Consider the following 24,053-nt stretch of genomic DNA (forward strand, 5'->3'; position numbering starts at 1 on the left):
TTTTCAGGTTATAGAGTAGCGGTGATGTATCTCCAGAAGGCTATTACAGACCACCGGTTATGCCGGACTCGCCCTAGGTTAATCAGTAAGGCAGCCCAAGGCGGCGGAGGACTCGGGTTTTTTGCCGCGCGGAAATTTAGTTTTTGAATATTTAACTATTTAGATTTAAAATATAAGGATTACTGACTATGCGTATGCTTTCGAAGCAAGTTTTGCTAAGGGGACTCCCATGGAGCAGATGCTAACATAACTTTTAGGAGGAACAACAAGTGGAACTTGGAATAAGCACCTTTGTCGAGACAACGCCTGATGTGAATACCGGTGAGACCCTGAGCCACGCGCAGCGGCTGCGTGAAGTGGTGGAGGAAATCGTGCTCGCGGATCAGGTGGGACTGGATGTATACGGCGTAGGTGAGCATCACCGGCCTGATTTTGCAGCTTCATCGCCTGCGGTTCTAATGGCTGCTGCTGCACCGCTGACGAACAGAATCCGTCTAACCAGTGCAGTCATGATTCTCTCGTCAGCTGATCCGGTGCGTGTATTTCAGGATTTCGCCACACTGGACGGGATTTCGAACGGCCGTGCCGAGATTATGGTAGGCCGTGGCTCATTTGTGGAGTCATTCCCGTTATTCGGCTATGATCTGAAGGATTATGAAGCACTGTTTGACGAGAAGCTCGATTTATTGCTGAAGCTCCGCGAGTCGGAGAAGGTGACCTGGAGCGGGAAGCACCGCCCAGCAATACATAATCTGGGGATTTACCCGCGTCCGGAGCAGAATCTCCTGCCTGTATGGATTGCGAGTGCCGGAAGTCCGGAGTCTGCGGTCCGTGCCGGCACACTGGGCTTGCCGTTTGCCCTGGCGATTATCGGCAATGTGAATCCTTCGGATTATGCCACGCATGTACGGCTGTACAAGGAAGCAGCGGCCAAGGCCGGTCATGATGTGTCACAGCTGCCGATTGCCTCGCACTCCCATGGCTTCATTGCGAAGAGCAATGAGCTGGCGCTAGAGAAGTTCTTCCCGTCCACTCACGCGCGGACGAATGTCCGGGCGGTGGAGAAGGGGCTGCCGCCTTATCACCGTGCGGATTATGAAGCGGCGAGCAGCTTTGACGGAGCGTTATATGTTGGCGATCCGGTGACGGTTGCCCGCAAAATCATCCACCTGTACCAGCACGTGGGGATCACGCGGTTCCTGCTGCATGTGCCGCATGGCTCCATGCCGCATGCGGAGGTCATGGAGGCGATCCGCCTCTTCGGAACTGAAGTAGCGCCACTTGTGCGGGCGGAAGCCGCTCGTTTGAAGAACGTATAGCTGCTGTTTCCGCGAGAAACTTCTCATTGATCGCAAAATCCTGCACAAAGTACAACATTTTCTTCACTAACCCGGCCATAATCGGAATATGTTGTATGAAATACAGCATTACTCCTCCATCAAGCGGTTTAGCGGGAGAATTCCTGTATTTCATACAACAATTCACCCGTAGCCCCAGGCATCGCAGGCTCAAAGTTGCAATCCTTACAACATTTTAGATTTATTCCGTTCCGATGGACCTTTAGCGATGGGGCGGTTACTGCTTTGGGATTAGTCTAGTCGTATGTTTGGCTTATTTAACAAAGAGACCCCGGGACATTAGTCCCGGGGTCTTCGTCTGCTAATCAAACAACTCTATAGATTGGGTGGGAAACTTAAGAGAAAAGGCGGAGCAGCGGAGGCTTCAAGTTATGGAAGCCTCGTAGATTGCAAGGGTGGACGCAGCAAGTATGCTATTAAATTCATCGTCACTCTGCTGATCGCTGAGGCCCTGGGACAAGGCGCGCGAGAAGCTGGCGATGAGTCCATGCTGGCGGGCCAGCTTCTCATTCGCTTCTGCCTGGGTATAGCCACCGGATAATGCCACGATGCGGACTACATGCGGATCTGCGGCGAGTTCGCTGTACAGATTATCTTCAGTTGGAAGAGACAGCTTCAGCATGACCTTGACGCCCTCTTCCAGAGCGGATAATTGGGTGGCTAGTTCGCGCTTCAGCAGCAGCTCGGACTCTGCTTTGTCCGGGCTGAGAATGTCTACCTCCGGTTCGATAATCGGAACCAGCCCGTAACCGGCGATTTGCCCCGCGACAGCAAACTGCTGTTCTACGACTTGCCGGATACCCTCCGCGTTAGCTTCATGGATTACTGAGCGCATCTTGGTGCCGAAGATATTCCTCTTGACTGCCCGTTCCAGCAGGTCATCAAGACCGGGAATGGGCTTCATGAGCTGAACCCCATTTTCCTGCGCGGCCAGTCCCTGATCGATTTTCAAAAAAGGCACGATGCCTTTCTGTTCCCATAAATAATCGGCGGTTAATTGTCCGTCTATGAAACGGTCCATCGTGTTCTCAAAAAGAATAGCGCCGAGGATATGCTCCGAATTAAATGCGGGACTCTGAATAATGCGTGTTCTCATCCCGTGGACCATCGCGTACATCTCTTCGTCACCGGAGTAGCGGTCTTCCTTAATGCCGTATTGCAGCAGCGCTTTGGGTGTGCTTCCCCCGCTCTGATCCAGAGCAGCTATAAAGCCCTTGCCTGTGTGAATTCTGTCCAATTGTTTCGTATTCATGGATATTTGTCCTTCCCTTCTACGAAATGAAATGGTGACTCCATCTGTTTAGTATAGCACTTTTGGTTGGGGACATACATTTGAGCCGGCAGAGCTTTCCATTTGAGTTGAGAGATATGGTATGTTACCTTGTTCAATAGGATGGTATGATAGGAAGCGGGGTGAAAATAATTATGACAAATGAAACAACCAATGAGACAGCCAGTGAGACAACTAATGAGGCAACAAACGGTGAAGCAGAAGCTGCCGAGAAGGTCATGACCGAAGAGAAATGGAACGAGCTGCTGAAGGCTGTTTTTCATAACGGCATTGTAGCTCTAAAAATGAGTTTCAGTGAAGTGGAAGGCCAGGTTCTGAATTTGGATACTTACGGCCCGGTGTTTGTGTATCGTGTCAAGGACAGTGCCAATGATGATTATTACTGCGGGTTCTTCCTTCGTGAGTTGGCCGGCAGATTCCAGTCCGGAAGCAGTCCGGAGATCTGGATGGCCTCCTTCTTCCACGAATTGATGAAGACCAAGGGAGGCAACTCCTTGCCTAAACCTCTTCCGAATGAAGAGGAAGCCAAGGCCGTTGTTGATAATGTGCTGGTTCCCATGTGCATCGCCGCTGTCCGTGAAGAGTTCGCACCGGAGCAGGTCCATGCAGGCCTCGCCTTTAACCCGGAGCACGGCCCGGTCTTTGAAGCAGGATTCCCTGCAATCACTGACGGGAACAACGTATGCGCGATCCCGCTTCATCTGTTGCTGACGCATTTGCAGCTGAACCGCGATCCTTCGGAGCTGCTGCTGCAGGGCTTGTACAAAATCCGTGAAGAGCACGGAATGGAGTAGAAATGCAGGTAAGAGCATAAGATAAGCACAGGCCGCTCCTCTATGGAAGCGGTCTTTTGCTGCAAAGATAAGATTGCATAGGTTCCATACGGTCACTTCTCCTTCCGTTTCTGCCGGGTTCGCTGAATTGTCAAAATTACAGTTCTTACCGGGAGTAAAAACGATATATATGGGGTGTAGCGGATGAAGACGTTCTCAAATGCCATTTTCGAAACCGGTTGGGTTAGGTTTCAACTGCACGAACGTACGCGTGCATTGAAATAGGATGGGCAACCTTGAATAGCAAAGAGGAGGACAACGATGTTGAGAAGAGGAAAAGTCTTAAGTTTGTTTCTGCTGTTCACGCTTTTGATCGCACTGGTGCCTACGGGGAATTCCAGCGCAGCTTCAACCTGGAATCTGGCCTGGAGCGATGAGTTCGACGGCTCTTCCCTGAACACCGCCAACTGGACTGCCGAGACCGGCACCGGCAGCGGCGGCTGGGGAAACAATGAATTGCAATATTATACGAACCGGGCACAGAATCTGCAGGTTACCGGCGGCAACCTTGTAATTACAGCGCAGAAGGAATCCTATGGCGGCATGAATTATACCTCAGCACGGATCAAGACTCAGGGCCTCAAGAATTTCACCTACGGCAAAATAGAAGCCAGAATCAAGCTGCCTTCAGGTCAGGGATTATGGCCTGCATTCTGGATGCTGGGCTCCAATATCACCACGGCCGGCTGGCCGGCCTCCGGGGAAACGGATATTATGGAACGGGTGAATAATAACGCCTTCGTCAACGGTACAGTGCATTGGGATGCAGGCGGGCATGCCGAATATGGGCAGGTGTCCGGAAGTCTGGATTTCTCCCAGTATCATGTGTACAGCGTGGAGTGGGATTCGAAATATATCAAGTGGTTCGTGGACGGCAACCAGTTCAATCAATTCTATATTGAGAACGGAACAGGCAATACAGAGGAATTCCAGAAACCGTTCTTCCTGCTGCTGAACCTTGCGGTAGGCGGCAATTGGCCGGGCGCACCGAACAGTGCTACCAGCTTCCCGGCACAAATGCTGGTTGACTATGTGCGTGTGTATCAGGAAGGCGCTCCATCGAGCGGCATTGTCAGCGGCGGAGTATACACATTAATGTCCAAAGTAAGCGGCAAAGTGCTGGATGTGAAGGATGTCTCCACGGCAGACGGGGCCAAAATGCACCAGTGGACTAATTATACTGCCAGCAACCAGCAGTTCAGAGTGGAGAGCACAGGGGATGGCTTCTACAAGCTTACTGCGATGCATAGCGGCAAGGTGCTGGATGTTCCGAATGCCTCTACTTCGAGCGGAGTCCAGCTGCAGCAGGCCAATGACAATGGCAGCAATGCCCAGCGCTGGAGCATCATCGATGTAGGCGGCGGCTACTACAAGCTTATATCCAAAGCGAGCGGGCTGGCTATGGATGTCTCCTCGTCCTCTACAGCGGATGGTGCGGCAGTACAGCAATGGACCGACAACGGAACAGATGCCCAGAAGTGGCTGCTTACCAAGATTAACTAGGGTAGCCTGGCTATAACTCTAAGGCTTATACCATCTTCCCGCTCATCAGACCGGGATGCGAATGGAGATTATTGACAGGGGTACGAAAGACCGCGGAAGCTGCGGTCTTTCGTGCTTGTATATGCTTGTACGTGCTTGTACTAGAATAATATTATTCAAAGCGGATATTCTTGCTGAAGCGGACTAAGTTCCGGCTTGATCCAGCTCCAGCCGGCAGAATAGTCATACCACAAACATTCATTGATATGATAATGTTTATTGTAAGCGTTATTATTCGGTGGGATAAATGGAATATTGGAGGCGATTTATGCAAAGCCGCGGAAATGCCAGGTCTAAGCTAAAGGTGCTAACGATGCTAATCATGCTAATATGCTGCATGTCGCTTGTGAGTTGTTCTTCCGGTACAGATTCAGCGGCCGTCCAGACAGCTTCCCCGGAAGCGTCCGCAGCCGCAGCCGAAGGGACTGCGTCAGCAGCACCGCTGCAGACCCCCGGAATTCAAAATTTAACATTCCACAGTGAGGCGCTGGATCAGAAGATGCGGCTCAGTATTTACCTGCCCGTAGGGTACAGCACGGAGCAGCATTACCCGGTCCTCTATCTCATCCACGGCTATGGCGGCAAAGAAACGGATATGATCGCTGGCCTCGGGCTGCATCTGAATGCAGAAAGGCTGGACCAAGCCGGTCAGATCCATCCGCTCATTATCGTCTCCCCGCAGATGGATAACAGCTATGGGCTGAATTCTTCTCCTACCTATGCAGTGAACGATCCGGGTGATCCCCTGACGACCTATAACGGGATGTATGAAGATTATCTGGTGAAGGATGTTGTGAATTATGTGGATTCGCATTTCAGCACGATAGCTGAGCGGGATTCGCGCTATATTGGCGGTATTTCAATGGGCGGCTTTGTCAGCCTGCATGCCGCGCTGCTGCACAGCGATGTCTACAGCAGGGCAGGCGGGCATAGTCCGGCGCTGTTTCTGGATGACTGGTCTTCGGTGGGCGGTGAATACGGCCTGATCCGATTCCTGTATCCGACAGAAGCGGAGCGGCAGGAGCGTGATCCGCTTATTTTGGCGAAGGATAGGGATTTAAGGGGTCTGGCAGTATACCTGGATTGCGGGGAAGAGGACAGCTACCGGTTCTATGAAGGTGCAGAGCAATTATATACACTGCTTAAGGATAAGGGCGTGCCGGTTGAATATCACTTAAGAGCAGGGAAACATGACGGGGAGTATTGGAGAGCCCACCTGGATGAGTATTTGATTTTTTATGCCGGAAGGACTAACTGACGATGATGCTTACGAATTATAAATTGAATTTTGAAAAGCTATGTGCTACATATAACTTGGGGTCACTGCGCACTGAGCCGGAGCAAATCTTCGGCGGGTTCCTGCACCGGATGTACCGGATGACCACGGATCAGGCAGAGTACGCAGTGAAAGCGCTGAATCCGCAGATTATGCTGCGGGAATCGGTGATGAATAACCTGACAGCCGCCGAGAAGGCCGCGGAGCTCGCAAGCAGACATGGAATCAATGCTCTCCCGGCTCTGCTGCATGAGGGGAGCTGTATGCATGAAGTGGACGGGCAGTATTATCTGCTGTTTCCATGGATTCAAGGCCGCTCTATATCTGCAGGCAACGCGGGGCTGGAGCACTGCAGCACTATGGGGGAAGCTCTCGCGGCTATACATGCCACAGACTTCTCTCCGCTCCATAATGAGCTCCATAGGGATAGCACAGCGGAACAATTGCAGACCGATTGGAAAGGGTATGCCGTACAAGGTCAAGTGATGGATCTTCCATGGTCCGCTTCCCTTATGGATGCTCTGGACAAGCTCTACCGCTATGAGGAATTGGTGAATGCTGCTATGCCGATCCTTAATGGCAACAGGATTATCAGCCACCGGGATCTGGACCCGAAGAATGTGCTATGGGATCATGACGGCCGGCCCGTTATTATTGACTGGGAGGCTGCGGGCTGGATCAACCCGGCGCAGGAGCTGGTTGAAGTGGCACTCTATTGGTCAGACTTTGAGAGTGGTCACATCCGCAAGGAGGCCTTCTGTACGCTGATTCAGGCTTACCGTAATCATGGGGGAGAGACGCGTGACCCCTGGCCGGAGGTGCTAAGCAGCGGTTACCACGGGAAGCTGGGCTGGCTGGATTACAGCATCCGGCGGTCGCTGGGGCTGGAAGGCCCGGATGAAGCGGAGCGGGAGCTTGGGACAAGCCAGGTGCTGCCTACGCTGCAGGCGCTGAAGGATTATGAAGCGTTCATTCCGCTTTGCCTGCAATGGCTTACGAACTTAAGTATGAACTAGAAGGAGTTGGGCCCCGATGGAAAAGAATAAAGTCACCTATGAATCTGTCGATCAATATATTTCCGCCTATGCACCAGAGGTCCAGGAGATTCTCCAGACCTTGCGCAAGGTCATCCGGGAGGCAGCGCCTGAGGCAGAAGAGAAGATCAGCTATCAGATGCCGACCTTCTTCCTGCATAAGAATCTGGTGCATTTCGCCGCATTCAAGAATCACATTGGATTCTATCCGGCACCGCAGGGAATTGAAGCGTTCAAAGAGGAACTTGCGAAATATAAAGGGGCCAAAGGCTCTGTGCAATTTCCGATTCATGAGCCGCTTCCGTATGAACTCATTACGAGGATCGTTAAATTCAGAGTGGAAGAAAATCAGCAGCAGGCAGCGGGTAAGGCACAGAAGAAGAAATAAGTAGTTTCAGGCAGAACGGGAGGCTGAACAAAACATATGATCAGGGTAATGGCAAGAGCATGCCTGAAGGATTCAGGCGAAGCGGGCAAGGATTATTTGCGGTCCGGCGGCGAAGCGGCAAGGCTGATCCGGGAGGGCCGCCTGATGACGGCTGCGGGATTCTGCTGGAATCACAATGTGTTCCTCTACTATGAATGTATGGAGGAAGCGATCCTGCCGGAAGAACTGCTGCCGCAGGCGGCGCAGTATCTGGCCGACTGGCCGGGAGAAGCTCAGCCCCGCCAATGGATTCCCCTGACCGATGTGTTTCACTTCAATGCGCCAGCGGATGCTGCGCACTGGCGGCGCAAGACCAAGCCTGAGCAGATGGTCGGAAGAGTGGCGCATCTGAAGCCGGAGAGGGTAGCGAGCTATGTCTATTACCACTATCAGCTGCAGGAGGAACAGGCTTTCCATGGACCGAAATACGAGGTGATCGGAATACATGAGAACCTCCTGTTCGGCTATCAGGAGTTCCCGGCAGTGGTGGAGGTACCCGTACTGCTTGGGAAGCTGGCTACATCCGGAACTCCGGAAGTGTGGGCGGACTCGCGGATGGATCTGCATTTCCAGCCATGGCCGGACGGCCATCTCTACTTCAAGCCGGTGGAGACTCTGTTTGCCCTGCAGGAGCCGCCGCTGGAATAGAGCTGTTATACATAGATTACATCCAAAAAGCACTCCGACGCTGGTACTGGCCGGGAGTGCTTTTTGGGGTTTGGGGTATAGCTTGGCTACCTGTTTCCCGAATAAATTATAAGCCTGCAAGCCATGCGGCCAATTCTTCGGTCTGGCTAAGAATAGCTATCGGGTCCCAGTAACCGGAACGTTCGCTTGTCCATAAGAACACATGATTATTCTTGACTGCGGGAAGTGCTCCCCAGATCGGGTCCGCCTGAAGTTCATCCAGCGTTTCCGAATCGGAGGTCAGAATAATATAATCTCCCGCATACTTGGGCAGGACCTCCGCAGAGAATGAAGCCCAGCCGGGATCGGCCATTTCCGCTGCAATCTCCGCAGGCGGCTTGAACCCGAATCCGTTGTATATCGGGTGGCCGCCTTTGCCGAAAGAGGTTCCGACGGCCATCAGGCTATTGTCGCCCGATTCAATAACGGAGAAGGTGCTGTCGGCAGGTATGACTTGGAGCACCTTTTCTTTGGCTCTGGCGGTACAGGGTGGAAGGCACTTTATAGGAGAGCGGGGATTCACCAGCCCTGATTGTGACCCGGCGGATATCTATGACCTTGCAATTCGCCTGATTCCATAGAGTGATTAGATCGTTGATGTCCAAACGCAGCCTCGCCTTCCCCCTGTCCTTAAGGACTTTTGAGAGTAAGCATAACATCTTCAGTGAAGTAAGCAAACCACTCAAGACAACGGAGCCACTGATAAACAATCCTATTCTAAAAATTGAAAAATGGGGGAGCACATTTTCCCGGAATGCAAAACGAGCCTTGGAAGTGATTCCAGAGGCTCGTTATTAGAATCTTTTATTTAAGTTAATTGTTCAGTGGCTTTGTTGCCATAGGAGATTCCCTGCTTACAGCGCCTTATCATCAATGCTGTTCAGCCAGCTCTCAATATCCCCGATGACGGAGCTGACGCAGCCGTCCTCGAACGGTGAGATCAGTCCGGCGAGCTCTACCAGCTTCGTGAAGGACTGGCTTCCTCCAGCCTTGCAGAGGCGCAGATAATCCGACCATGCGGATTTGAAATCCTCATTCGAGCGTTTCCAGAACTGGAAGGCGCATAGCTGGGCCAGCGTATAGTCAATATAGTAGAACGGGGAACGGTAGATATGCGCCTGCTTTTGCCAGAAGCCGCCCTGCTCCAGATAGACGTTGCCGTCATAATCACGGTGGGGCAGATATTTCTGCTCGATTTCCCGCCAGGCCTGCTTACGTTCAGCCGGAGTCGCCTCCGGGTGCTCATAGACAAAATGCTGGAACTCATCGACAGATACACCATAAGGAATAAACAACAGACTCTCTGCCAGGTGGTTGAAGCGGTATTTGTCCGCATCCTGTTCGAAGAACTGGTCCATCCACGGCCAAGCGAAGAATTCCATACTCATCGAGTGGATTTCTGCGGCTTCAAAGGTTGGGAAAGCATATTCCGGAACACCGGAGTTGCGGCTGGAATACACCTGGAAGGCGTGCCCCACTTCATGGGTCAGCACATCAATATCCGCTGAGGTTCCGTTGAAGTTGGAGAAAATAAACGGTGCCTGATAGTCGCTGAAGTAGGTACAGTAACCGCCGAATTGCTTGCCCTTCTTGCTGACCAGATCCATCAGCCCGTTGTCCAGCATGAAGGTGAAGAACTCATCGGTTTCCGGTGACAGCTCCTTGTACATCTTCGCTCCGTTTGCCACAATCCAGTCAGCATCGCCCTTGGGTGTAGCATTCCCGGAATTGAAGCTAATGCCCTCATCGTAAAATTTCAATTCATCCAGACCCAGACGCTCCTTCTGGCGCTGCTTCAGCTTCGTTGCAAGAGGAACGATATTCTCAAGCACCTGCTTGCGGAAATTAGCAACCATCCCGGCATTGTAATCCGTACGCATCATCCGTTCATACCCCAGCTCCACAAAGCTGCTGTATCCAAGCTTGGCAGCTATGCTGGCCCGTACCTTGACGAGCTCATCATAAATCCGGTCGAGTTCCGGTTCATGCTCTGACATGAAGGCATATCTGGCTTCAAAAGCTCCCTGGCGCACAGAACGGTCAGTCGATGAATCATAAGGGATCAGCTGGGCCAGGGTACGCTCTTCACCGTCAAATCTAATTTTGGCTGAGGCGATCAATTGGGCGTATTCGGAGGACAGCTTGTTCTCAAGCTGTAAGTCTCCGATAACTTCAGGGCTGAAGGTACGCAAGGAAATTTCGGCCAAGCTTAGCAGCTGCGTTCCCCATTCCTGTTCAAATTCGGCTCTGTACCTGGAATTTACAAGTGCTCTGTAATAATCCGTTATGTACTCCTGGACCACCGGACCGATCTCGTCCATGTAATCCTGTTCAGCCTTGTAGAACTCATCCTCGGTATTAATCGAGTGGCGGACGCTGACCAGTGTCTCCATCGTACCAAATTTGCTGCGGAGCTCATTCATGGCGGCAACCGCAGCCTTCTGCTCCTCCAGACTGCCATTCTCCAGGCCTTTCAGCAAGGTTGTGAAATCGGTCTTAAATTGCTCCACATCCGGACGTTCATAACGGTATTCTGAGAATTTCATTGGATTATCAGCACCCTTTCTTTACCATATAAACCCCATTATATAATCGACTCCCGCAAAAAACCAACTTTTAGACAGTAAAGTTTAATTATATTTAATTTCTCAAGGCGAAAGGACAGTGAAACTTCCACGTTGTGTTACGGATAGTATTATTTTAGAATAGTAATGATCTGCATCCATAAAATGTAACTGTTACGGCGGCGCTCAGCGCTGCCCTGGGAGGTGAAGGACCATGTTTAGAATGAACCACTATGTGAACGGCACGCTCCATGCAAAGCCTGTGGAATAACTAAGGCGAAAGCTTGGCATGGAGCGGATAGTATTCGCCTGAAGTAACAGATAGGTACAGTTATTCATACAGGCTTTGCCCTTAAAAGATCAATTTTATTTTAAGGAGCGGGCCAAAGATGAAATGTGTAAATGCAGCAACGTTATTGCCAGATCACCTGCTGAAGGAAATTCAGCAATATATTCATGGGGAAGCCTTGTATATCCCCACCCGTCCGAGCAGCCGCAGAAAATGGGGCGAAAGCTCCGGTGCAGCCGGTTACTATAAGATCCGGAACGGGGAGATACGCAAATGCTTCCGTGAAGGCGCGGACATGAGCCAGTTGTGTGAGCAATATGGATTATCCATAGACAGCATCCGAAAAATCGTATATTCCAAGAACCCGCAGAGCTGATCTGCGGGTTCTTGCTGTGAGATAAAACAATTCTAGAAGAGCTTGGTATATAATGTTCTCTGCCTGTTCCGTAGAATGAAGGCATGACAGAGCCTCTGGAGGACGAAATGACTAAGAGAACAGGGAGAGCAGAATATAGAGCCTATACTCCGCAAGATATGATGAAGGTGCGGGAGTATATTTCGCGGGTCTACTCCAGGCTGAAACGGCCGAACAGCTGGTCCATTGCCCGCTGGGAATTTGAAGTATTCTTTATTCAGAAGAGAGCGGGCATGTTGCCCGGCTGGGAGCAGCATATAGGACTGTGGGAAGATGAGGCGGGTGAGCTGGCCGCCGTTGTCTGCCGTGACGGGGACTACTATTTTCAGCTGGATACGCTGGAGCCGCAGGAGGAGTTACTGAGCGAAATGTTCGGATTCATAGAAAAGAGTTCCAGTCCGGACAGCCCTAAGCTGGCTATTCCAAAATTCATGCCCGCGCTGGAAGCGATGGCGCGCAGCCGGGGATATAAGCTGCTGCGCAATGAAAGTGATAATATCATTTCGGTCGCGCTGGATCAGGAATTCCGGGCAGACCTTCCCTATGGCTTCACCCTTTGCTGCGGGGATGAAGTCAGTGACCGTGCGAAGGCGCAGGGGCATATTATGGCTTTTGACTATGCAGGCACGAAGAAAGCGGAGCAGACGCTGCAGCATTATGGCGGACTTCGTGAAGCACCGGGGTACCTTCCCGGGCTGGATCTGTCGCTGGTGAACGCTGCGGGAGAGGTCGTGGCCTTCTGCAATATTTTTGTGGATGAAGCGAATAGGATCGGCATGCTCGAACCGGTTGGAACACATGTGAATTACAGAAGACAGGGGCTGGGCAGAGCCGTGATATATGAAGGCCTGAACCGTCTGCGGACGCTGGGCATGGTCAAAGCGTATACGGGGCCTATGCAGCCCTTTTACCGGAGGATTGGCTTTGCGCTGGAGGAAGAGATGACCATCTGGGAGAAACAACGCGGGTGAAAATGCGGGAATGAAATTGCAGGAATGAAATTAGGGAGAATAGTGTGGACTCTCTCCTGGGGAGACTTTTGCAGCCCAGGCTCAATTGTAGGATAACCTTTGATAAGACGGGATTTGAAACAGTCAAGATGTTCAGCGGGGCAGGGACGGGTATCTGGCGCCACTTAGCGGTTGTAGCCGAGCTGAAAATCATATATAGAGAGTACAGTAGTTGAATTTGTACAGTGGCCGAAAGCCGCCGAAAGCCGCGGAGAGTCGCGGACTGAGATTCCGTTATTTTGGATTTATGGACGGTTTTGGGTTGTTCGCGGACTGAATGCCATCCAGTGCGAGTAGACAATGCCGTCTGCACAGGTCTTTGAATCTTCTGACATCCTGGCATGAGGGCCGAAGCCCTGGATCTCGATTCCGCCTTTTGCTCCACCGGGCATATACGCCAGATCCAAATAGCGGTAGCCGTTATTGAAATCCCGGACCTCCCATTCCGGAAAGAGATGATTGAAATTTCCGATAGCGGGAAACCAGACAGTGCGCAGAAATTCTCTGGTTCCGTGCCCTAGGCCTTTTTGGAGCAGCTCCAAGCGTATTGCACCTGTCTCCGCATGAATCTGTTCCTGCAGCCATTCTTCATAAAATCTCGACATTGCCGTATCTCCCCTTGCGAATAGTTTGTCCCCTGAGTTTGAGCTGAGCTGATCCGATCCGAAAAACAAGAAAAGCCGCCGCAATACAACGTATCCGGTAGGCTAGCTCCAGACAAACGTTCTATTGCGGCGGCGTGTGCTTCACGACCTATAATGGTTATTATACCTCCCCATATTCAGGCCAGAAAGCGACTTGGATCATACTTGATCTTCCAATGATGTGATAAGGTGGGAAATCAGGACTTGGTAAAATACTAAGGAGGATTCAAGATTGAAGAAACACAGAAGCAAGCGGAGAACCGCTTTGCGGATATTGATGATTGGCCTGCTGCTAATCGTCCTGCTAATTGGAGTGGGATTCGTCTTTCCGACATGGACTCCAGGTATTAAAGGAAGCAACAGTATAAGTACTCTGCAGCAGATTAAGATTAACGGCGCCAGGCAGGAAGTGATGATACGGGGGAAGGACCGGAGCAATCCGCTGGTGATTTTTGTACATGGCGGGCCAGGGGTCCCGGAGACTCCGTATGTAAGGAAATATCAGAATCTGCTGGAGCAGAATTTCACGGTTGTCCAGTATGATCAGAGGGGCAGCGGGAAGTCCTATCATTTCTCCGAGGATTATTCGAATTTGACTTCAGAGTTATTGGTTGAGGACTTATTGGCCCTCACTGAATATCTTGAGCGGGAGTTTGACCAGAAGAAAGTGCTGCTGATCGGCCACTCCTACGGTACATACATAGCAACACAGGCGGTAAGCAAGGCGCCGGACAAGTTCAGTGCCTATATCGGGATTGGCCAGACGGCCAATTGGGTTAACAGCGAGCTGGAAAGTCTGCAATTCATGATCGATCAGGCGAGGCTTGCCGGCAATAACGCAGAGGCGGAGGAATTGGAGCACTTGAGGGAACCGGTTAGAACAGGAGACGCGATCAGTCCCCGTGACAAAATCAGCAAATACGGCGGTTCAGTAAGACAGATTGACGACATCACCGATCTTTTCAAAGGTTTACTGTTCGGAACGGAGTATAATTTGCTGGACGCCGTCCGCTTTTTCAAGGGGAATTCGATCTCGGAGCTTAAACTGCAGCCAGAATTGTCAGAGCATGATATGACGGAGCTGGTGGATCACATGGATATACCCGTTTATTTTGTCATGGGGAAATTTGATCTGATGACCTCGGTGAGCGAGGCGCGCAAATACCTGGATGAGCTGGAGGCGCCGTATAAGGAGTTCGTGGTGTTCGACGAGTCGGCACATTATCCGCAGTTTGAAGAGAAAGAGAAGTTTGCACAGTGGCTGAACGAGACATGGGCTAAATTACCGCAATAGCGTACGTTCTCTGGGCGGTACATTAGCAATTGCAGCGGAAGCCGAGATTGAACGGCGCACTATCCTAATCCAAAGGACGGTGCTGCCGTTTCTTTTTTGTATATAGTATCCTGACCTGCAGAAATTGCAGCTTGAAGCCGCTGTAGCGCAGCTTGCGCAAAGGCCATTGTATAAGTCTTTTAGCAAAAATATACTGTAACTGTAAGGAGAAGCGCAGGAGGCGATGGGCGATGAAAATTACAATTGAGAACGTTCCGGAGGGCGGTGAGCCTGAAATTATTCTAAGGTGCAACGACCCGGATGATTCCTTGCTGAGGCTGATCTACTCTGTGAACTCCAGCTCCAGAAAGCTGATCGGGATGAGCGATTTGCAGCTGCATATCATTAGTCCAAGGGATGTGTATTACTTCGAGGCGGTGGATCATAAGGTGTTCATTTATTGCCACGAGAAGGTGTACGAATCCCGGCTGAAGCTGTATGAGCTGGAGATGGATTACGAGCATGGGGATTTTTTCAGAGCATCCAAATCGACCATCCTGAATGTTGCCCGAATCAAATCACTCAGCCCGGTACTCTATGGAAGATACGAAGCGCTGCTGCAAAACGGTGAAAAGGTCTATATCTCCAGACAATATGTCCCTGTGCTTAAACAAAAATTAGGGTTGTAGCGGATGATTCGTGCTGGAAGAAATGAGCTGCTTAATATTCGGGAGGGAATATCATGATTACAACCGGTAAATATATATCTTTTTTCGTGAAAGATCTGTTAACGGCCTGCGGATTTTTGACGGTACTTGCGGCGGTTGTGCTGGCTCTGAGTTCTACGGAGACGATCAACGGCTCGCTGTTTATGCAGCTGTTCCTGGGGGCCTTGGCATTTACCTGCTTCCGCTATGCACTGGTGAATACCTATGAGGTTGATAAAAAAGTACAGACAATCAGCTTCTACATTTGTTTTATCCTCGCCGATGTTTTTGTGATTCTATGGCTGTGGCTGTTCGCTACAGGTCCCCGGCTGCTCGATAACGGAGTACTGGTGCCGTTCGTCATCGTAATTCTCGTAGTCAAAACCATGGTTTACACAATGATGCACATTGACGGTAAAAGGGAAGCCAAGCAGCTGAACCAGAAGCTGGAGGAGTATAAGAAGGACGGGGATAAATAAGCAGTAAGAAGTTAGCAGATAGCCTCCACACGTGCAGCCTTATAAGCGAATATTCGAAAGCCGCCTTGGTGCCGGATCTGCCAGGGAGGCTTTTTATTTGGTTTATTGTATTTAGAGAACACAAAAATCCTGTTACCATTCTGCAAATTAAGCGTAACTAAGACGGTGTTATACATAATCTTCCATGGAGCTGATATCATGCTGCTTAACAGATCATCACTGATAGAGATGATGAATGGTACGGGTGAGCCAGAAGTCCGGCTTGAGAAATCACTTAATTTGTACCTGGAGCGGTTCGGTCAGCTTGAGCCGCAGATCCGCGCTTTTGTTCCTGAAGCGTACGCTGAACAACGGCTTGGCCGGGAAAAAGCGCTGCTGCTGCATACTTACAGCGAAGCTGACAGCAAACTGCCTTTATTCGGCATTCCTGTGGCAGTTAAGGACTTGCTGCATGTGAAGGGATTGCCTACCCGGGCCGGTTCGCAGCTACCCGCTGATCTGTTGACCGGACCAGAGGGCTCTTTGGTCCTAAGACTCCGCTTCCTTGGCGCATTGATTGCCGGGAAGACGGTAACCGAGGAATTTGCCTATAACGGGCCTATTGCAACGCGTAATCCGCATAACACCGCGCATACTCCCGGCGGGTCAAGTGCAGGCTCAGCCGCTGCGGTTGCTGCGGGAATCTGCCCGCTGGCGGTCGGTACCCAGACACTGCGCTCAGTCATCGCTCCTGCATCCTTCTGCGGCGTGGTCGGATTCAAGCCGAGCTATGGCCGGGTTCCGCTGGACGGGGTGCTGCTGCTCTCGCCTTCTTTTGACACCATCGGCTTCTTCACTCAAGATTTGCCTGGTATGGAGGCCGCCGCAGCTCTGCTTGTACCGGATTGGGAAGCCATTCCCGCTATATCTGACCGCAAGCCGGTCCTTGGCGTTCCCGCCGGGGTGTACATGGAGTTAATGAGTCCGGAAGTAAAAGCTGTCTTCATCGCTCAGATAGGGATACTCGAACAGCTGGGCTACCAAGTCCGCCACGTGGATATGCCCTGGAAGGATGAATTCATCTATGGAGATGCCATGATTCGGTTTATCGAGGGAGAACTGGCGCGGGAGCATGAGCATTGGTTCGCGGAGCATAGGGAGGAATACGGACTTCCAGTTCAGGAAGCTATCGTTAGAGGCAGGCAGATTCCGGATGAGGAGCTGGAGCAGTACCGGGGACAGCAGATGATTCTGCGGCGTGATCTGAAGGAACTTATGGTTCAGGAGGGCATCGACCTGTGGGTGTCGCCAGCCCAAGGAGGCACGGCACCCAAGGTAGAGGAGAATAATACAGGCTGGGCAGGAATGCCTGCCATCTGGGGATTCGCCGGATCGCCGTCAATCAGTCTGCCGGCTGCAATGATCGGGAGTATGCCGCTCGGCTTCCAGTGCATCGGCACCCATGGAGAGGACGAGACACTGCTGGCTTGGGTGCAGGAGCTTTGGCCTCACTTATGCACAAGCGCATAAGCCTCCAGCAATTTCTCCACAGGGATATCATTAATCCGCAGGCTGGATATTTCACATTGCGAGATATTTACGCCGGACAGATCACAGCCGCTGAACTGACTTCCTGCCAGATCACAGCGTTCGAACCGGGCGGGATTACCGGAAGCACCCAGACTCGTATCATGGAAATGCACACCATCCAGTGCCACCAGCGCAATTTCGCTGCCGCTTAATCTGGAGTCGGCAATCAGGACGCCGGTCAGATTGAGATTGGTGAACCGGGACCCGCTCAGGTTGCAGTCACTAAACAGGCTGCCGTGCAGATTGCTGTTATTGAAGCTGGCCGTCGCAAGATTTATGTTGTAGAAATCAGCCTTATCCATTGCACAGTTCTCAAACTCCGCTCCGGAGAGCCGCTGATCTTCAAACTGGATTCCCTGCTCCTCTGGAGCTGGCAGGGATCCGGTTATATTCATATAGCCGTATTCATCCGGGGATTCGTAGATTCGCATATACCCGGATTTTTCATAGAAATAGTGGTTGCTTAGCTGTTTGCTTGAGGTTTCCAGCTTCCATGTACGCATTGCAGGATACTGCTCTTCAAGGAAGGAGAGAATCTTCGAACCATAACCCCGGCCTTGATAGGAATGATCGATGTATATTTTGTCAACCCGGGCATGTCTGCCTACTATATGTACGTTTGCACCACCAATGATCTGCGAGCCGTCTTCAATTACATAATAATCAGTTTCTCTTATGGCATACCTGTGTTGCTCAATTGAATCATAACCCGGCGGGCGGAGATTGTTGTCCTGCAGCGCTTCCCCCGGCAGCCAGCGCTGCATTTCCCGGTCAAATGTTCTTTTCATAACCGCAGCCAGTTGTTCGGCATCTTCGGCCATAGCTTTGCGAATATTAATCATAGACCCTCACTCCAGTTGGCTAATAGAATTATCTACAATTATAACGAAGCCTGCAGCGGAATGCCGGACAGAAATTGCGGATGTTAAATACATACTCAGGAGGGACCTATGGAAATAAGAAAAGCTGTTGTAGCTGATGCGGCGGTCATTTTGGAGAATAGGCTTGTTTTTATTGAGGAGGTTACGCATGCCGTATTGCCGGCAAATTTCAAGGAAGAGACTTATGCTTATATTCAGGAGAATCTCGCCAATGGGAGGCTGGTTTGTTATATCGCTACTGAGCAGGACAGAATCATCTCCATTGCAGTCATGAGCACCTATGAAGTTCTGCCCACAGTCAGCAACCCCTCCGGTAAAAAAGGATATCTCTATAATGTGCATACTGCTGCAGCGTTCAGGAGACAAGGCTTGTCTACCCGTGTGCTCCATACACTAATTGAAGAGGCTGAACGCCTCGGTATAGCTGAAATATTCCTCGATTACACCGCAGACGGGAGAATGCTGTACGAGAAATTAGGGTTTAAGCATTTGGAGAAAGAAATGGTTCTGAAAATACGTTAACGGATGAAATAATTAAGTGAAAGGATTGAACCGTCTGTAGGTTGTATAAGTTAAAATCCTGCACGAAATACAACATTTCCGCTAGAATATCGACCCAAATCCCAAATTGTTGTATAAAATACAGAACTTTCTTTCCGCCAAGCTAATTAACGGGGAGATTATTGTATTTCGTACAACAATTCTCCTAAACTCTCAGGTGACTCAGCATTCGAGTTGTAATCCGTACAACATTTAGCTACCTCCCGTTTAACCGCGGGCCGTTCACTGTTGCTTTGGGATAAAAAAAGCCCTTAAGCAAAACGGAAGCGGGCTGCTCCCGTTATGCTAAAGGGCTGCTTCCGTAAGCTAAAGGGCTGCTTCCGTAAGCTTAAGAACTGCTTCCGTTACGCTAAAAGGCTGCTTCCGTTATGCTAAAGGGCTGCTTCCGTTACGCTAAAAGGCTGCTTCCGTACGCTAAAGGGCTGCTTCTACTTGCCGCCAGGCTTAGCGCAGCGCTTCAGGAAGCGCACATCGATCTCGCCGCTGCCAGCAGTATTAGGCTTCAGGCCAAGGGAGAAGGCGTTCCGCTTCAGCAAGGACTTCACCTGGCCGGGCGTCAGGCAAGGGCGGAGCTGCAGCAGCTGCGCCGCTGCACCGGACACGATCGGCGTAGAGATGCTGGTGCCGGAGAGCTTGAAATACTTCCTGCCAACCTTGTTTCCCGGCAGTTCGCGGACCAGCTGGGAGCCGGGTGCACGCAGGGAGATCACCGAATCGCCGGGGGCAACAAGATCAGGCTTCACCTTACCGCCGGGAGCCGGTCCTCGGCTGGAGTAGACGGCGATACGGTCGTCCTTTTGCGTCACCGTCCGGCGGTCATTCACGGCTCCGACGGTGATGGCGGAGGGACTGATTCCGGGCGACTCAACCGTTCTGCGCCCGGGTCCGCTGTTGCCGGCTGCGATGACTACTGTGAGTCCGGCTTTGACGGCTTTTTCGACGGCCTGGACGAGAATATCGTCTTTAGCTGACGGATTTAACGGTCCGCCAAAGGACATGGACAGGATGCGCAGCTTCAGCTTTTTGCGCCGGGCAATGCACCATTCAATGGCTTTAATGATGGTGGAGTCATAACCGTCTCCGTTTTTGTCCAGCACCTTAATTCCGACGATCCCTGCTTCAGGTGCCGGCCCTCTGTATTTACCTTTGCTGGACCAGCCGTTCCCTGCGGCATCGCCGGTAATATGTGTGCCATGCCCGTTATCGTCATACGGACACTTCCGGTGATTGATATAATCCTTGAAGGCAATAATCCGGTTCACAGGCCGGGTCAGATCGGGATGCGGATACACACCGGTATCGAGCACGGCGATATTGATGCCTTTGCCGGTAAGCCCTCTTGAACGCTGCACGGTGGTGGCACCAATGGACGGGGTAGCGATATTTAAGGTGGTTTTTTTGATGCCATCGAGATAGACCTTATGGACCCCGTTCCAGCAGCATACCTGCTCCAGACATTTCAGCGTAATATGTGAGGCAACTGCACGGTGCAGGGGCAACAGATGTTTAACCGGAAAAGCGTGTGTCCCCAGATGCTTCTGCAGAGCCTTCATTCTGGCTGGAGTCAGCGGATGCTTGAACTGTATAATGACCGGAATGGCAGCCGGTTTCACGGTGGATGTATAGGATTTGCGGATCTTTTGCTTCAGCGGACGGTTAAGCTTGGCGGCATGATGCTGAACCCATAACATATCAGTCATTAATGTGATCACCTCTATGGAAGCATAGTATGCGGCCGGGTGATCAGTGGGTACGAATCTATTAATATAGGACAGTGCTACATTTCTATGAATACCAGGCAATAACGCGTGTCAGCCGGTTCTTCAGTTGCATTTACTACTGTATTCCAACAGAAAGTGGTGAAGCAATTGAAAGAATCAGAGAAGAAAGCACTCATGGCAAAACGTCTCCTCATGGCCAAAAAAGCAAAAGCATCGGCGGTAGTAAGACCCAAGAGACGGCGGATCAAACAGGTTCTCACCAATTTCATCGTGCTCGCAGTAAATAACAACAATGTTCCTTATGAAACGCAAGGCTGGACGGCTACGTTGACCAGAAGCTCAGGCACGGTTACCACCGCACAGTTCGATGAATTCGGTGTAGCCCAATTTAACACAATCAGCACTTTGACAACTATCAGCTACACCCTTAGAATTATTGATGCGGATAATGTTCAGCGTACTCAGAAATTCGTCCCTGCCAACCGTGAGTTCTTTGTAGCCCGTTTCTAAAAGGCCGGCGCGTCCTGTTCTATACGGGGCGTGCCTTTTACTATACAGAATAATAGAGATGATTCCTTGTACGTTTAAGCGAAATGTGAAATTATAGAAAAAAGAGTTTTATCATACATAGCAGGGGGAACAACGATGAAAAGCTATTTTGTTCATAATGGAACTGCTTTATTGCATGTGATGGAGAGCGGGATGCCGGGTGCTGAAACACCGTCACTGCTCGTGGTCAGCGGATTGTGGGAGCCGGCGGAGCGGGCGATTCCGCTGCTCAGCCATTTACCGGGTCATGTAGTGGCTTTCAGCTTCCGCGGCCGCGGCTTAAGCTCTACACCGGATTCAGGTTATGATCTGGAAGATCATTTATCCGATATTGAGGCTGTAGTTAACCATAGCCTTCTTACAAACTATATTGTACTCGGCTTCTCCCGGGGCGCTGCCTATGCTCTTGGCTGGAGCCTAAGGCATCAGGATCAGATGAGGGGCCTTATCCTGGTTGATCAACCGCCGGTTCACAGGGCCATGTCCCTTGAAACGTTGGAGTTCTGGAGCAGCCTTGTCTATCAGCAGGTGCCTCTTCTGAACTATATCCGCCGGGAGGCTTTGCAGGGAATGGGGCGGGAAGCCCGTGAAGTGGACTTCTCGGCACAACTGCCGCAGCTTGCAATTCCCGTCACGCTGTTTGCCGGCAGGAATCCGGAATCTATGATCCCATCGGATATATCAGATGAAGTAATGGAGAAGTACCGCACATTGGTGCCCTGCTGCACTGTAGTCGAATTTACACAGTCCGGGCATATGATTCCGGATGAAGAGCAGGCGAAGTATATAGCTGAGGTTGAGAGATGTATGTCTGAGACTTTTCGCTAAGAGGAGGTAAGTCTGTGTTTAACTGGATCCAGAATTATACGAGACTTGAGTATATCACGGAGCTGGAGCCTTTCGATTTCAGCAGCGTGACGGAGCAGGAGCGTATCCGCAGAATGGAGCCGCAGGAGCAGCCTGCTGAAATGACTGCACTCGCGCAATATTTCATAGCTGCCAGTGCCTGGCTAACGGAGAATATGTCTATTACGATCCCTATGCGCAATGAAGAAGCCGCGAAGCGGGTGCTGGAAGAGGTTAGCCCGCATTTCAACAAGGTTCTGCAGTACACTGCTGCGGACAGAGGAAGTGGGATGGTTCTGCAGAAGCTGAAGCCGGCGTCCAAAGCACTCTTCGGGGCTGCACGCACCGCAGCGCTGCCGTTAATGGAAGATCTGTACCGGCATCATGATATCAGTGTATGGGATGCCGGCAAGCGGAGTATTGTGAATTATACCGTTAACCGTGCGGAGCTTGAACCCTGTGAAGGTCCGGAAATAGAGAAGCTGCAAGCCCTGCTGCATAAGCTGTATCTTGATCCGCCAGGGGAGGACTTTGGGCTGGCCCCGCTGGGCTGGAAGTTTGAGGATTCCCTTAAGGATTCCCTGATGCTGCGCTTCCTGGCAGGATTCACACCGCATCTGACGCTTGCTGTGGATTCCGGCACCCTGGAAGTCATTAGCATTCATCTGTCCCAGGAGGAATTCAGCCGTCCGGTTCTGCTGCGCTCGGGATGGCCTAAGCCGCCGCGCAGGAATGGGGATTATCTGTATCTGGATCTCGGCAGGAAGCTCGTATATGTAGTCGATCTAAGCAAGCAGGCCAAGCTTGAGAACTGGGCTGATCTGCATGAAGAGGCCCGGGTGTACCATATCCTGCCGGACGGGGATTTTGCCCGCTTCAATCACCTTACCGCTGAGCCGAAACCGGCTGGTGTGGGCTTATTCTTTGATACAAATACGATTGGCAGAATGCTGGAGACAATCAACCGTGAGCTGAAGTCTTTTTGAAATAATAAATACTATAGAGGATCAGCGGAATGACCAGGAAATTGGCCAGCTGAATATATAGCAGATAGTCGAGCAGCTTGAACATATCGAACAAATCCCGTGAGAATAGGTACGAGAAAAGTATCGTCAGCGCGCAGACATAATGCTCCTTGAACCGGATCTTCAGGCCCGACAGCCGGATCAGCTCCATCAGTGCAAAGAAGCAGACGATATAACGGATGAACCAGCCGGCGACCACCTGCAGCATGACGAATAGCTCACCGGCCTCCAGGAAGCCGAAGGCGCTGATAATCTGGGTCTGTGTCAGCTTGGGAAACAGCAGGTTGACCGCACGGTCCGGCCCGAAGGTAGTAATGACGCCAAGCATCGAGAAGATCTGCATCTGGATAATGAACAACAGGGCAATCGACGTATGCAGGAGCAGCTTGGATTTGTCCCGCACACTGTCCAGGTAAGGGATCATAATGGTGACACAGCTCAGTGCGCCGAGAATCTTCAGGGTGCTCAGCAGCAGTGCAGGGGTTACTCCATGCTCCAGGATCGGATAGATATACTTCATGTCTTTGTATTTATGAGTCAGGAAGGCGAGCAGCATACCGGACAGGCTGATGAAGAAGATCACCACAATTGTCGTAATCGTTACGGAAGCAATCCCTTTTTTGACCACATAGACCGTCGCTACCGCAGTCACCAGTATAAAGACCCATACAGGCGTGAACAGCTGGAAACCGGTGTGAATGACACTGGCCTCGGCGCCCGCACTCTCAAATATAGTTAATAGAAGGGTCAGCAAAAACAGCACGGAAAAAAAGCCGCCGCCCCATTTGCCGAGCGATTTTGCATAGATGTCGAGCAGGTTATAATTTTTAGTCCTCTTCTTAATCGTCAGAATAACCCACATGTAAACAAGAATACAGGCTGAAGCAGCAATCATCGCAATCCAGGTATCTCTTCCGCCTAGCCGGATGAATGACGAGGGGAAGGTCTTAAGAGTGACAATCGCCAGACTGCAGATGATGAAAAACAGATGTTTGGAGTTCATACTTCCCACTAGTACGCCTTCTCTCAGAAAAATCTAGACTTAACCTCTAGTATGGTCCGCTGTAAGGAA

23 protein-coding genes and 1 pseudogene are annotated in these 24,053 nt (G+C 51.0%); 17 read left to right on the plus strand and 7 right to left on the minus strand.

Annotated elements, in window-relative coordinates; all coding sequences use genetic code 11:
- The first annotated feature begins 269 nt into the window (after positions 1 to 269).
- Positions 270 to 1,319, plus strand: a complete 1,050-nt coding sequence (locus tag NSU01_RS11210; protein WP_076242776.1) for an Atu2307/SP_0267 family LLM class monooxygenase — start codon at positions 270 to 272, stop codon at positions 1,317 to 1,319.
- A gap of 403 nt (positions 1,320 to 1,722) precedes the next feature.
- Here NSU01_RS11210 and NSU01_RS11215 read toward each other — a convergent pair whose 3' ends face one another.
- Positions 1,723 to 2,610, minus strand: a complete 888-nt coding sequence (locus NSU01_RS11215; RefSeq protein WP_076242777.1) for a fructose bisphosphate aldolase — start codon at positions 2,608 to 2,610, stop codon at positions 1,723 to 1,725.
- A 173-nt stretch (positions 2,611 to 2,783) separates the two neighbouring features.
- Between NSU01_RS11215 and NSU01_RS11220 the strand changes: the two genes are divergently transcribed.
- The 6 genes from NSU01_RS11220 to NSU01_RS11245 all read left to right on the plus strand — a co-directional run bounded on the left by NSU01_RS11220 (position 2,784) and on the right by NSU01_RS11245 (position 8,409).
- Complete coding sequence (locus tag NSU01_RS11220) at positions 2,784 to 3,443, plus strand: hypothetical protein (protein WP_042140967.1); 660 nt, start codon at positions 2,784 to 2,786, stop codon at positions 3,441 to 3,443.
- A gap of 300 nt (positions 3,444 to 3,743) precedes the next feature.
- On the plus strand, positions 3,744 to 4,985 hold the full coding sequence (locus NSU01_RS11225) for an RICIN domain-containing protein (protein WP_076242778.1): 1,242 nt from the start codon (positions 3,744 to 3,746) through the stop codon (positions 4,983 to 4,985).
- A gap of 307 nt (positions 4,986 to 5,292) precedes the next feature.
- Positions 5,293 to 6,282: an alpha/beta hydrolase-fold protein gene (locus tag NSU01_RS11230; protein WP_339303096.1), complete on the plus strand. Its 990-nt coding sequence runs from the start codon at positions 5,293 to 5,295 to the stop codon at positions 6,280 to 6,282.
- Positions 6,283 to 6,338: 56 nt separating this feature from the next.
- On the plus strand, positions 6,339 to 7,316 hold the full coding sequence (locus tag NSU01_RS11235; RefSeq protein ID WP_179093429.1) for a phosphotransferase: 978 nt from the start codon (positions 6,339 to 6,341) through the stop codon (positions 7,314 to 7,316).
- A gap of 16 nt (positions 7,317 to 7,332) precedes the next feature.
- Positions 7,333 to 7,722 carry a DUF1801 domain-containing protein gene (locus NSU01_RS11240; RefSeq protein WP_042135495.1) on the plus strand — a complete coding sequence of 130 codons (390 nt, stop codon included), beginning with the start codon at positions 7,333 to 7,335 and terminating at the stop codon, positions 7,720 to 7,722.
- A 36-nt stretch (positions 7,723 to 7,758) separates the two neighbouring features.
- Positions 7,759 to 8,409: a hypothetical protein gene (locus NSU01_RS11245; protein WP_076242780.1), complete on the plus strand. Its 651-nt coding sequence runs from the start codon at positions 7,759 to 7,761 to the stop codon at positions 8,407 to 8,409.
- A 106-nt stretch (positions 8,410 to 8,515) separates the two neighbouring features.
- Here NSU01_RS11245 and NSU01_RS11250 read toward each other — a convergent pair whose 3' ends face one another.
- Together NSU01_RS11250 and NSU01_RS11255 are read right to left on the minus strand one after the other, a co-directional pair.
- Complete coding sequence (locus tag NSU01_RS11250) at positions 8,516 to 8,911, minus strand: ABC transporter substrate-binding protein (protein WP_052421770.1); 396 nt, start codon at positions 8,909 to 8,911, stop codon at positions 8,516 to 8,518.
- Positions 8,912 to 9,302: 391 nt separating this feature from the next.
- Positions 9,303 to 10,994 (minus strand): M3 family oligoendopeptidase, encoded by a 1,692-nt coding sequence (locus NSU01_RS11255; protein WP_076242781.1) that lies wholly within the window; start codon positions 10,992 to 10,994, stop codon positions 9,303 to 9,305.
- A gap of 407 nt (positions 10,995 to 11,401) precedes the next feature.
- Between NSU01_RS11255 and NSU01_RS11260 the strand changes: the two genes are divergently transcribed.
- On the plus strand, positions 11,402 to 11,677 hold the full coding sequence (locus tag NSU01_RS11260; RefSeq protein WP_039305165.1) for a CD3324 family protein: 276 nt from the start codon (positions 11,402 to 11,404) through the stop codon (positions 11,675 to 11,677).
- A 107-nt stretch (positions 11,678 to 11,784) separates the two neighbouring features.
- Positions 11,785 to 12,687: a GNAT family N-acetyltransferase gene (locus NSU01_RS11265; protein ID WP_076242782.1), complete on the plus strand. Its 903-nt coding sequence runs from the start codon at positions 11,785 to 11,787 to the stop codon at positions 12,685 to 12,687.
- Between the two features lie 318 nt (positions 12,688 to 13,005).
- On the opposite strand, the pseudogene NSU01_RS11270 reads toward NSU01_RS11265, so the two are convergent.
- Positions 13,006 to 13,331 (minus strand): annotated as a pseudogene (locus NSU01_RS11270) (transcriptional regulator); the annotation flags it as partial.
- Positions 13,332 to 13,647: 316 nt separating this feature from the next.
- On the opposite strand from NSU01_RS11270, the gene NSU01_RS11275 reads away from it, so the two are divergent.
- From NSU01_RS11275 to NSU01_RS11290, 4 genes are all read left to right on the plus strand, one after another.
- Entirely contained in the window at positions 13,648 to 14,664 is a 1,017-nt protein-coding gene (locus NSU01_RS11275; RefSeq protein WP_042140972.1) for an alpha/beta hydrolase, read from the plus strand.
- Positions 14,665 to 14,894: 230 nt separating this feature from the next.
- Positions 14,895 to 15,332 (plus strand): LytTR family DNA-binding domain-containing protein, encoded by a 438-nt coding sequence (locus NSU01_RS11280; RefSeq protein ID WP_076242783.1) that lies wholly within the window; start codon positions 14,895 to 14,897, stop codon positions 15,330 to 15,332.
- A gap of 53 nt (positions 15,333 to 15,385) precedes the next feature.
- Entirely contained in the window at positions 15,386 to 15,829 is a 444-nt protein-coding gene (locus tag NSU01_RS11285) for a hypothetical protein (protein ID WP_042135502.1), read from the plus strand.
- Positions 15,830 to 16,027: 198 nt separating this feature from the next.
- The gene (locus NSU01_RS11290; RefSeq protein ID WP_083705176.1) at positions 16,028 to 17,338 is read left to right on the plus strand and encodes an amidase; all 1,311 of its coding nucleotides are present in this window, start codon (positions 16,028 to 16,030) and stop codon (positions 17,336 to 17,338) included.
- Here the strand turns inward: NSU01_RS11290 and NSU01_RS11295 are convergent.
- A complete protein-coding gene (locus NSU01_RS11295; RefSeq protein ID WP_076242784.1) occupies positions 17,317 to 18,240 on the minus strand; it encodes a GNAT family N-acetyltransferase in 924 nt (307 codons plus the stop codon). The two genes, NSU01_RS11290 and NSU01_RS11295, sit on opposite strands and share 22 nt — an antisense overlap.
- 108 nt (positions 18,241 to 18,348) lie before the next feature.
- Here NSU01_RS11295 and NSU01_RS11300 point away from each other — a divergent pair, with 108 nt between their 5' ends.
- Positions 18,349 to 18,801, plus strand: a complete 453-nt coding sequence (locus NSU01_RS11300; protein ID WP_083705179.1) for a GNAT family N-acetyltransferase — start codon at positions 18,349 to 18,351, stop codon at positions 18,799 to 18,801.
- Between the two features lie 467 nt (positions 18,802 to 19,268).
- Here the strand turns inward: NSU01_RS11300 and NSU01_RS11305 are convergent, their stop codons facing one another.
- The gene (locus tag NSU01_RS11305) at positions 19,269 to 20,540 is read right to left on the minus strand and encodes a S8 family peptidase (RefSeq protein WP_256703755.1); all 1,272 of its coding nucleotides are present in this window, start codon (positions 20,538 to 20,540) and stop codon (positions 19,269 to 19,271) included.
- A 195-nt stretch (positions 20,541 to 20,735) separates the two neighbouring features.
- On the opposite strand from NSU01_RS11305, the gene NSU01_RS11310 reads away from it, so the two are divergent.
- From NSU01_RS11310 to NSU01_RS11320, 3 genes are all read left to right on the plus strand, one after another.
- Positions 20,736 to 21,071 carry a hypothetical protein gene (locus NSU01_RS11310; protein WP_052421773.1) on the plus strand — a complete coding sequence of 112 codons (336 nt, stop codon included), beginning with the start codon at positions 20,736 to 20,738 and terminating at the stop codon, positions 21,069 to 21,071.
- Between the two features lie 135 nt (positions 21,072 to 21,206).
- Positions 21,207 to 21,938 (plus strand): alpha/beta hydrolase, encoded by a 732-nt coding sequence (locus NSU01_RS11315; protein WP_042135508.1) that lies wholly within the window; start codon positions 21,207 to 21,209, stop codon positions 21,936 to 21,938.
- A gap of 14 nt (positions 21,939 to 21,952) precedes the next feature.
- Positions 21,953 to 22,942, plus strand: a complete 990-nt coding sequence (locus NSU01_RS11320) for a hypothetical protein (RefSeq protein WP_076242785.1) — start codon at positions 21,953 to 21,955, stop codon at positions 22,940 to 22,942.
- Here the strand turns inward: NSU01_RS11320 and NSU01_RS11325 are convergent.
- A complete protein-coding gene (locus tag NSU01_RS11325; RefSeq protein ID WP_076242869.1) occupies positions 22,917 to 23,984 on the minus strand; it encodes an endospore germination permease in 1,068 nt (355 codons plus the stop codon). The genes NSU01_RS11320 and NSU01_RS11325 overlap by 26 nt on opposite strands.
- Between the last annotated feature and the right edge of the window lie 69 nt (positions 23,985 to 24,053).

Origin of the sequence: Paenibacillus sp. FSL H8-0259, assembly GCF_037963255.1 — a bacterium.
GTDB classification, from domain to species: domain Bacteria; phylum Bacillota; class Bacilli; order Paenibacillales; family Paenibacillaceae; genus Paenibacillus_AQ; species Paenibacillus_AQ phytohabitans.

Coding starts and splice junctions, on each gene's coding strand:
- NSU01_RS11215 (WP_076242777.1), bottom strand. CDS start 2,610: ATGAATACGAAACAATTGGACAGAATTCACACAGGCAAGGGCTTTATA.
- NSU01_RS11220 (WP_042140967.1), top strand. CDS start 2,784: ATGACAAATGAAACAACCAATGAGACAGCCAGTGAGACAACTAATGAG.
- NSU01_RS11225 (WP_076242778.1), top strand. CDS start 3,744: ATGTTGAGAAGAGGAAAAGTCTTAAGTTTGTTTCTGCTGTTCACGCTT.
- NSU01_RS11230 (WP_339303096.1), top strand. CDS start 5,293: ATGCAAAGCCGCGGAAATGCCAGGTCTAAGCTAAAGGTGCTAACGATG.
- NSU01_RS11240 (WP_042135495.1), top strand. CDS start 7,333: ATGGAAAAGAATAAAGTCACCTATGAATCTGTCGATCAATATATTTCC.
- NSU01_RS11245 (WP_076242780.1), top strand. CDS start 7,759: ATGATCAGGGTAATGGCAAGAGCATGCCTGAAGGATTCAGGCGAAGCG.
- NSU01_RS11255 (WP_076242781.1), bottom strand. CDS start 10,994: ATGAAATTCTCAGAATACCGTTATGAACGTCCGGATGTGGAGCAATTT.
- NSU01_RS11260 (WP_039305165.1), top strand. CDS start 11,402: ATGAAATGTGTAAATGCAGCAACGTTATTGCCAGATCACCTGCTGAAG.
- NSU01_RS11265 (WP_076242782.1), top strand. CDS start 11,785: ATGACTAAGAGAACAGGGAGAGCAGAATATAGAGCCTATACTCCGCAA.
- NSU01_RS11275 (WP_042140972.1), top strand. CDS start 13,648: ATGATTGGCCTGCTGCTAATCGTCCTGCTAATTGGAGTGGGATTCGTC.
- NSU01_RS11280 (WP_076242783.1), top strand. CDS start 14,895: ATGAAAATTACAATTGAGAACGTTCCGGAGGGCGGTGAGCCTGAAATT.
- NSU01_RS11285 (WP_042135502.1), top strand. CDS start 15,386: ATGATTACAACCGGTAAATATATATCTTTTTTCGTGAAAGATCTGTTA.
- NSU01_RS11290 (WP_083705176.1), top strand. CDS start 16,028: ATGCTGCTTAACAGATCATCACTGATAGAGATGATGAATGGTACGGGT.
- NSU01_RS11295 (WP_076242784.1), bottom strand. CDS start 18,240: ATGATTAATATTCGCAAAGCTATGGCCGAAGATGCCGAACAACTGGCT.
- NSU01_RS11300 (WP_083705179.1), top strand. CDS start 18,349: ATGGAAATAAGAAAAGCTGTTGTAGCTGATGCGGCGGTCATTTTGGAG.
- NSU01_RS11305 (WP_256703755.1), bottom strand. CDS start 20,540: ATGACTGATATGTTATGGGTTCAGCATCATGCCGCCAAGCTTAACCGT.
- NSU01_RS11310 (WP_052421773.1), top strand. CDS start 20,736: ATGGCAAAACGTCTCCTCATGGCCAAAAAAGCAAAAGCATCGGCGGTA.
- NSU01_RS11315 (WP_042135508.1), top strand. CDS start 21,207: ATGAAAAGCTATTTTGTTCATAATGGAACTGCTTTATTGCATGTGATG.
- NSU01_RS11325 (WP_076242869.1), bottom strand. CDS start 23,984: ATGAACTCCAAACATCTGTTTTTCATCATCTGCAGTCTGGCGATTGTC.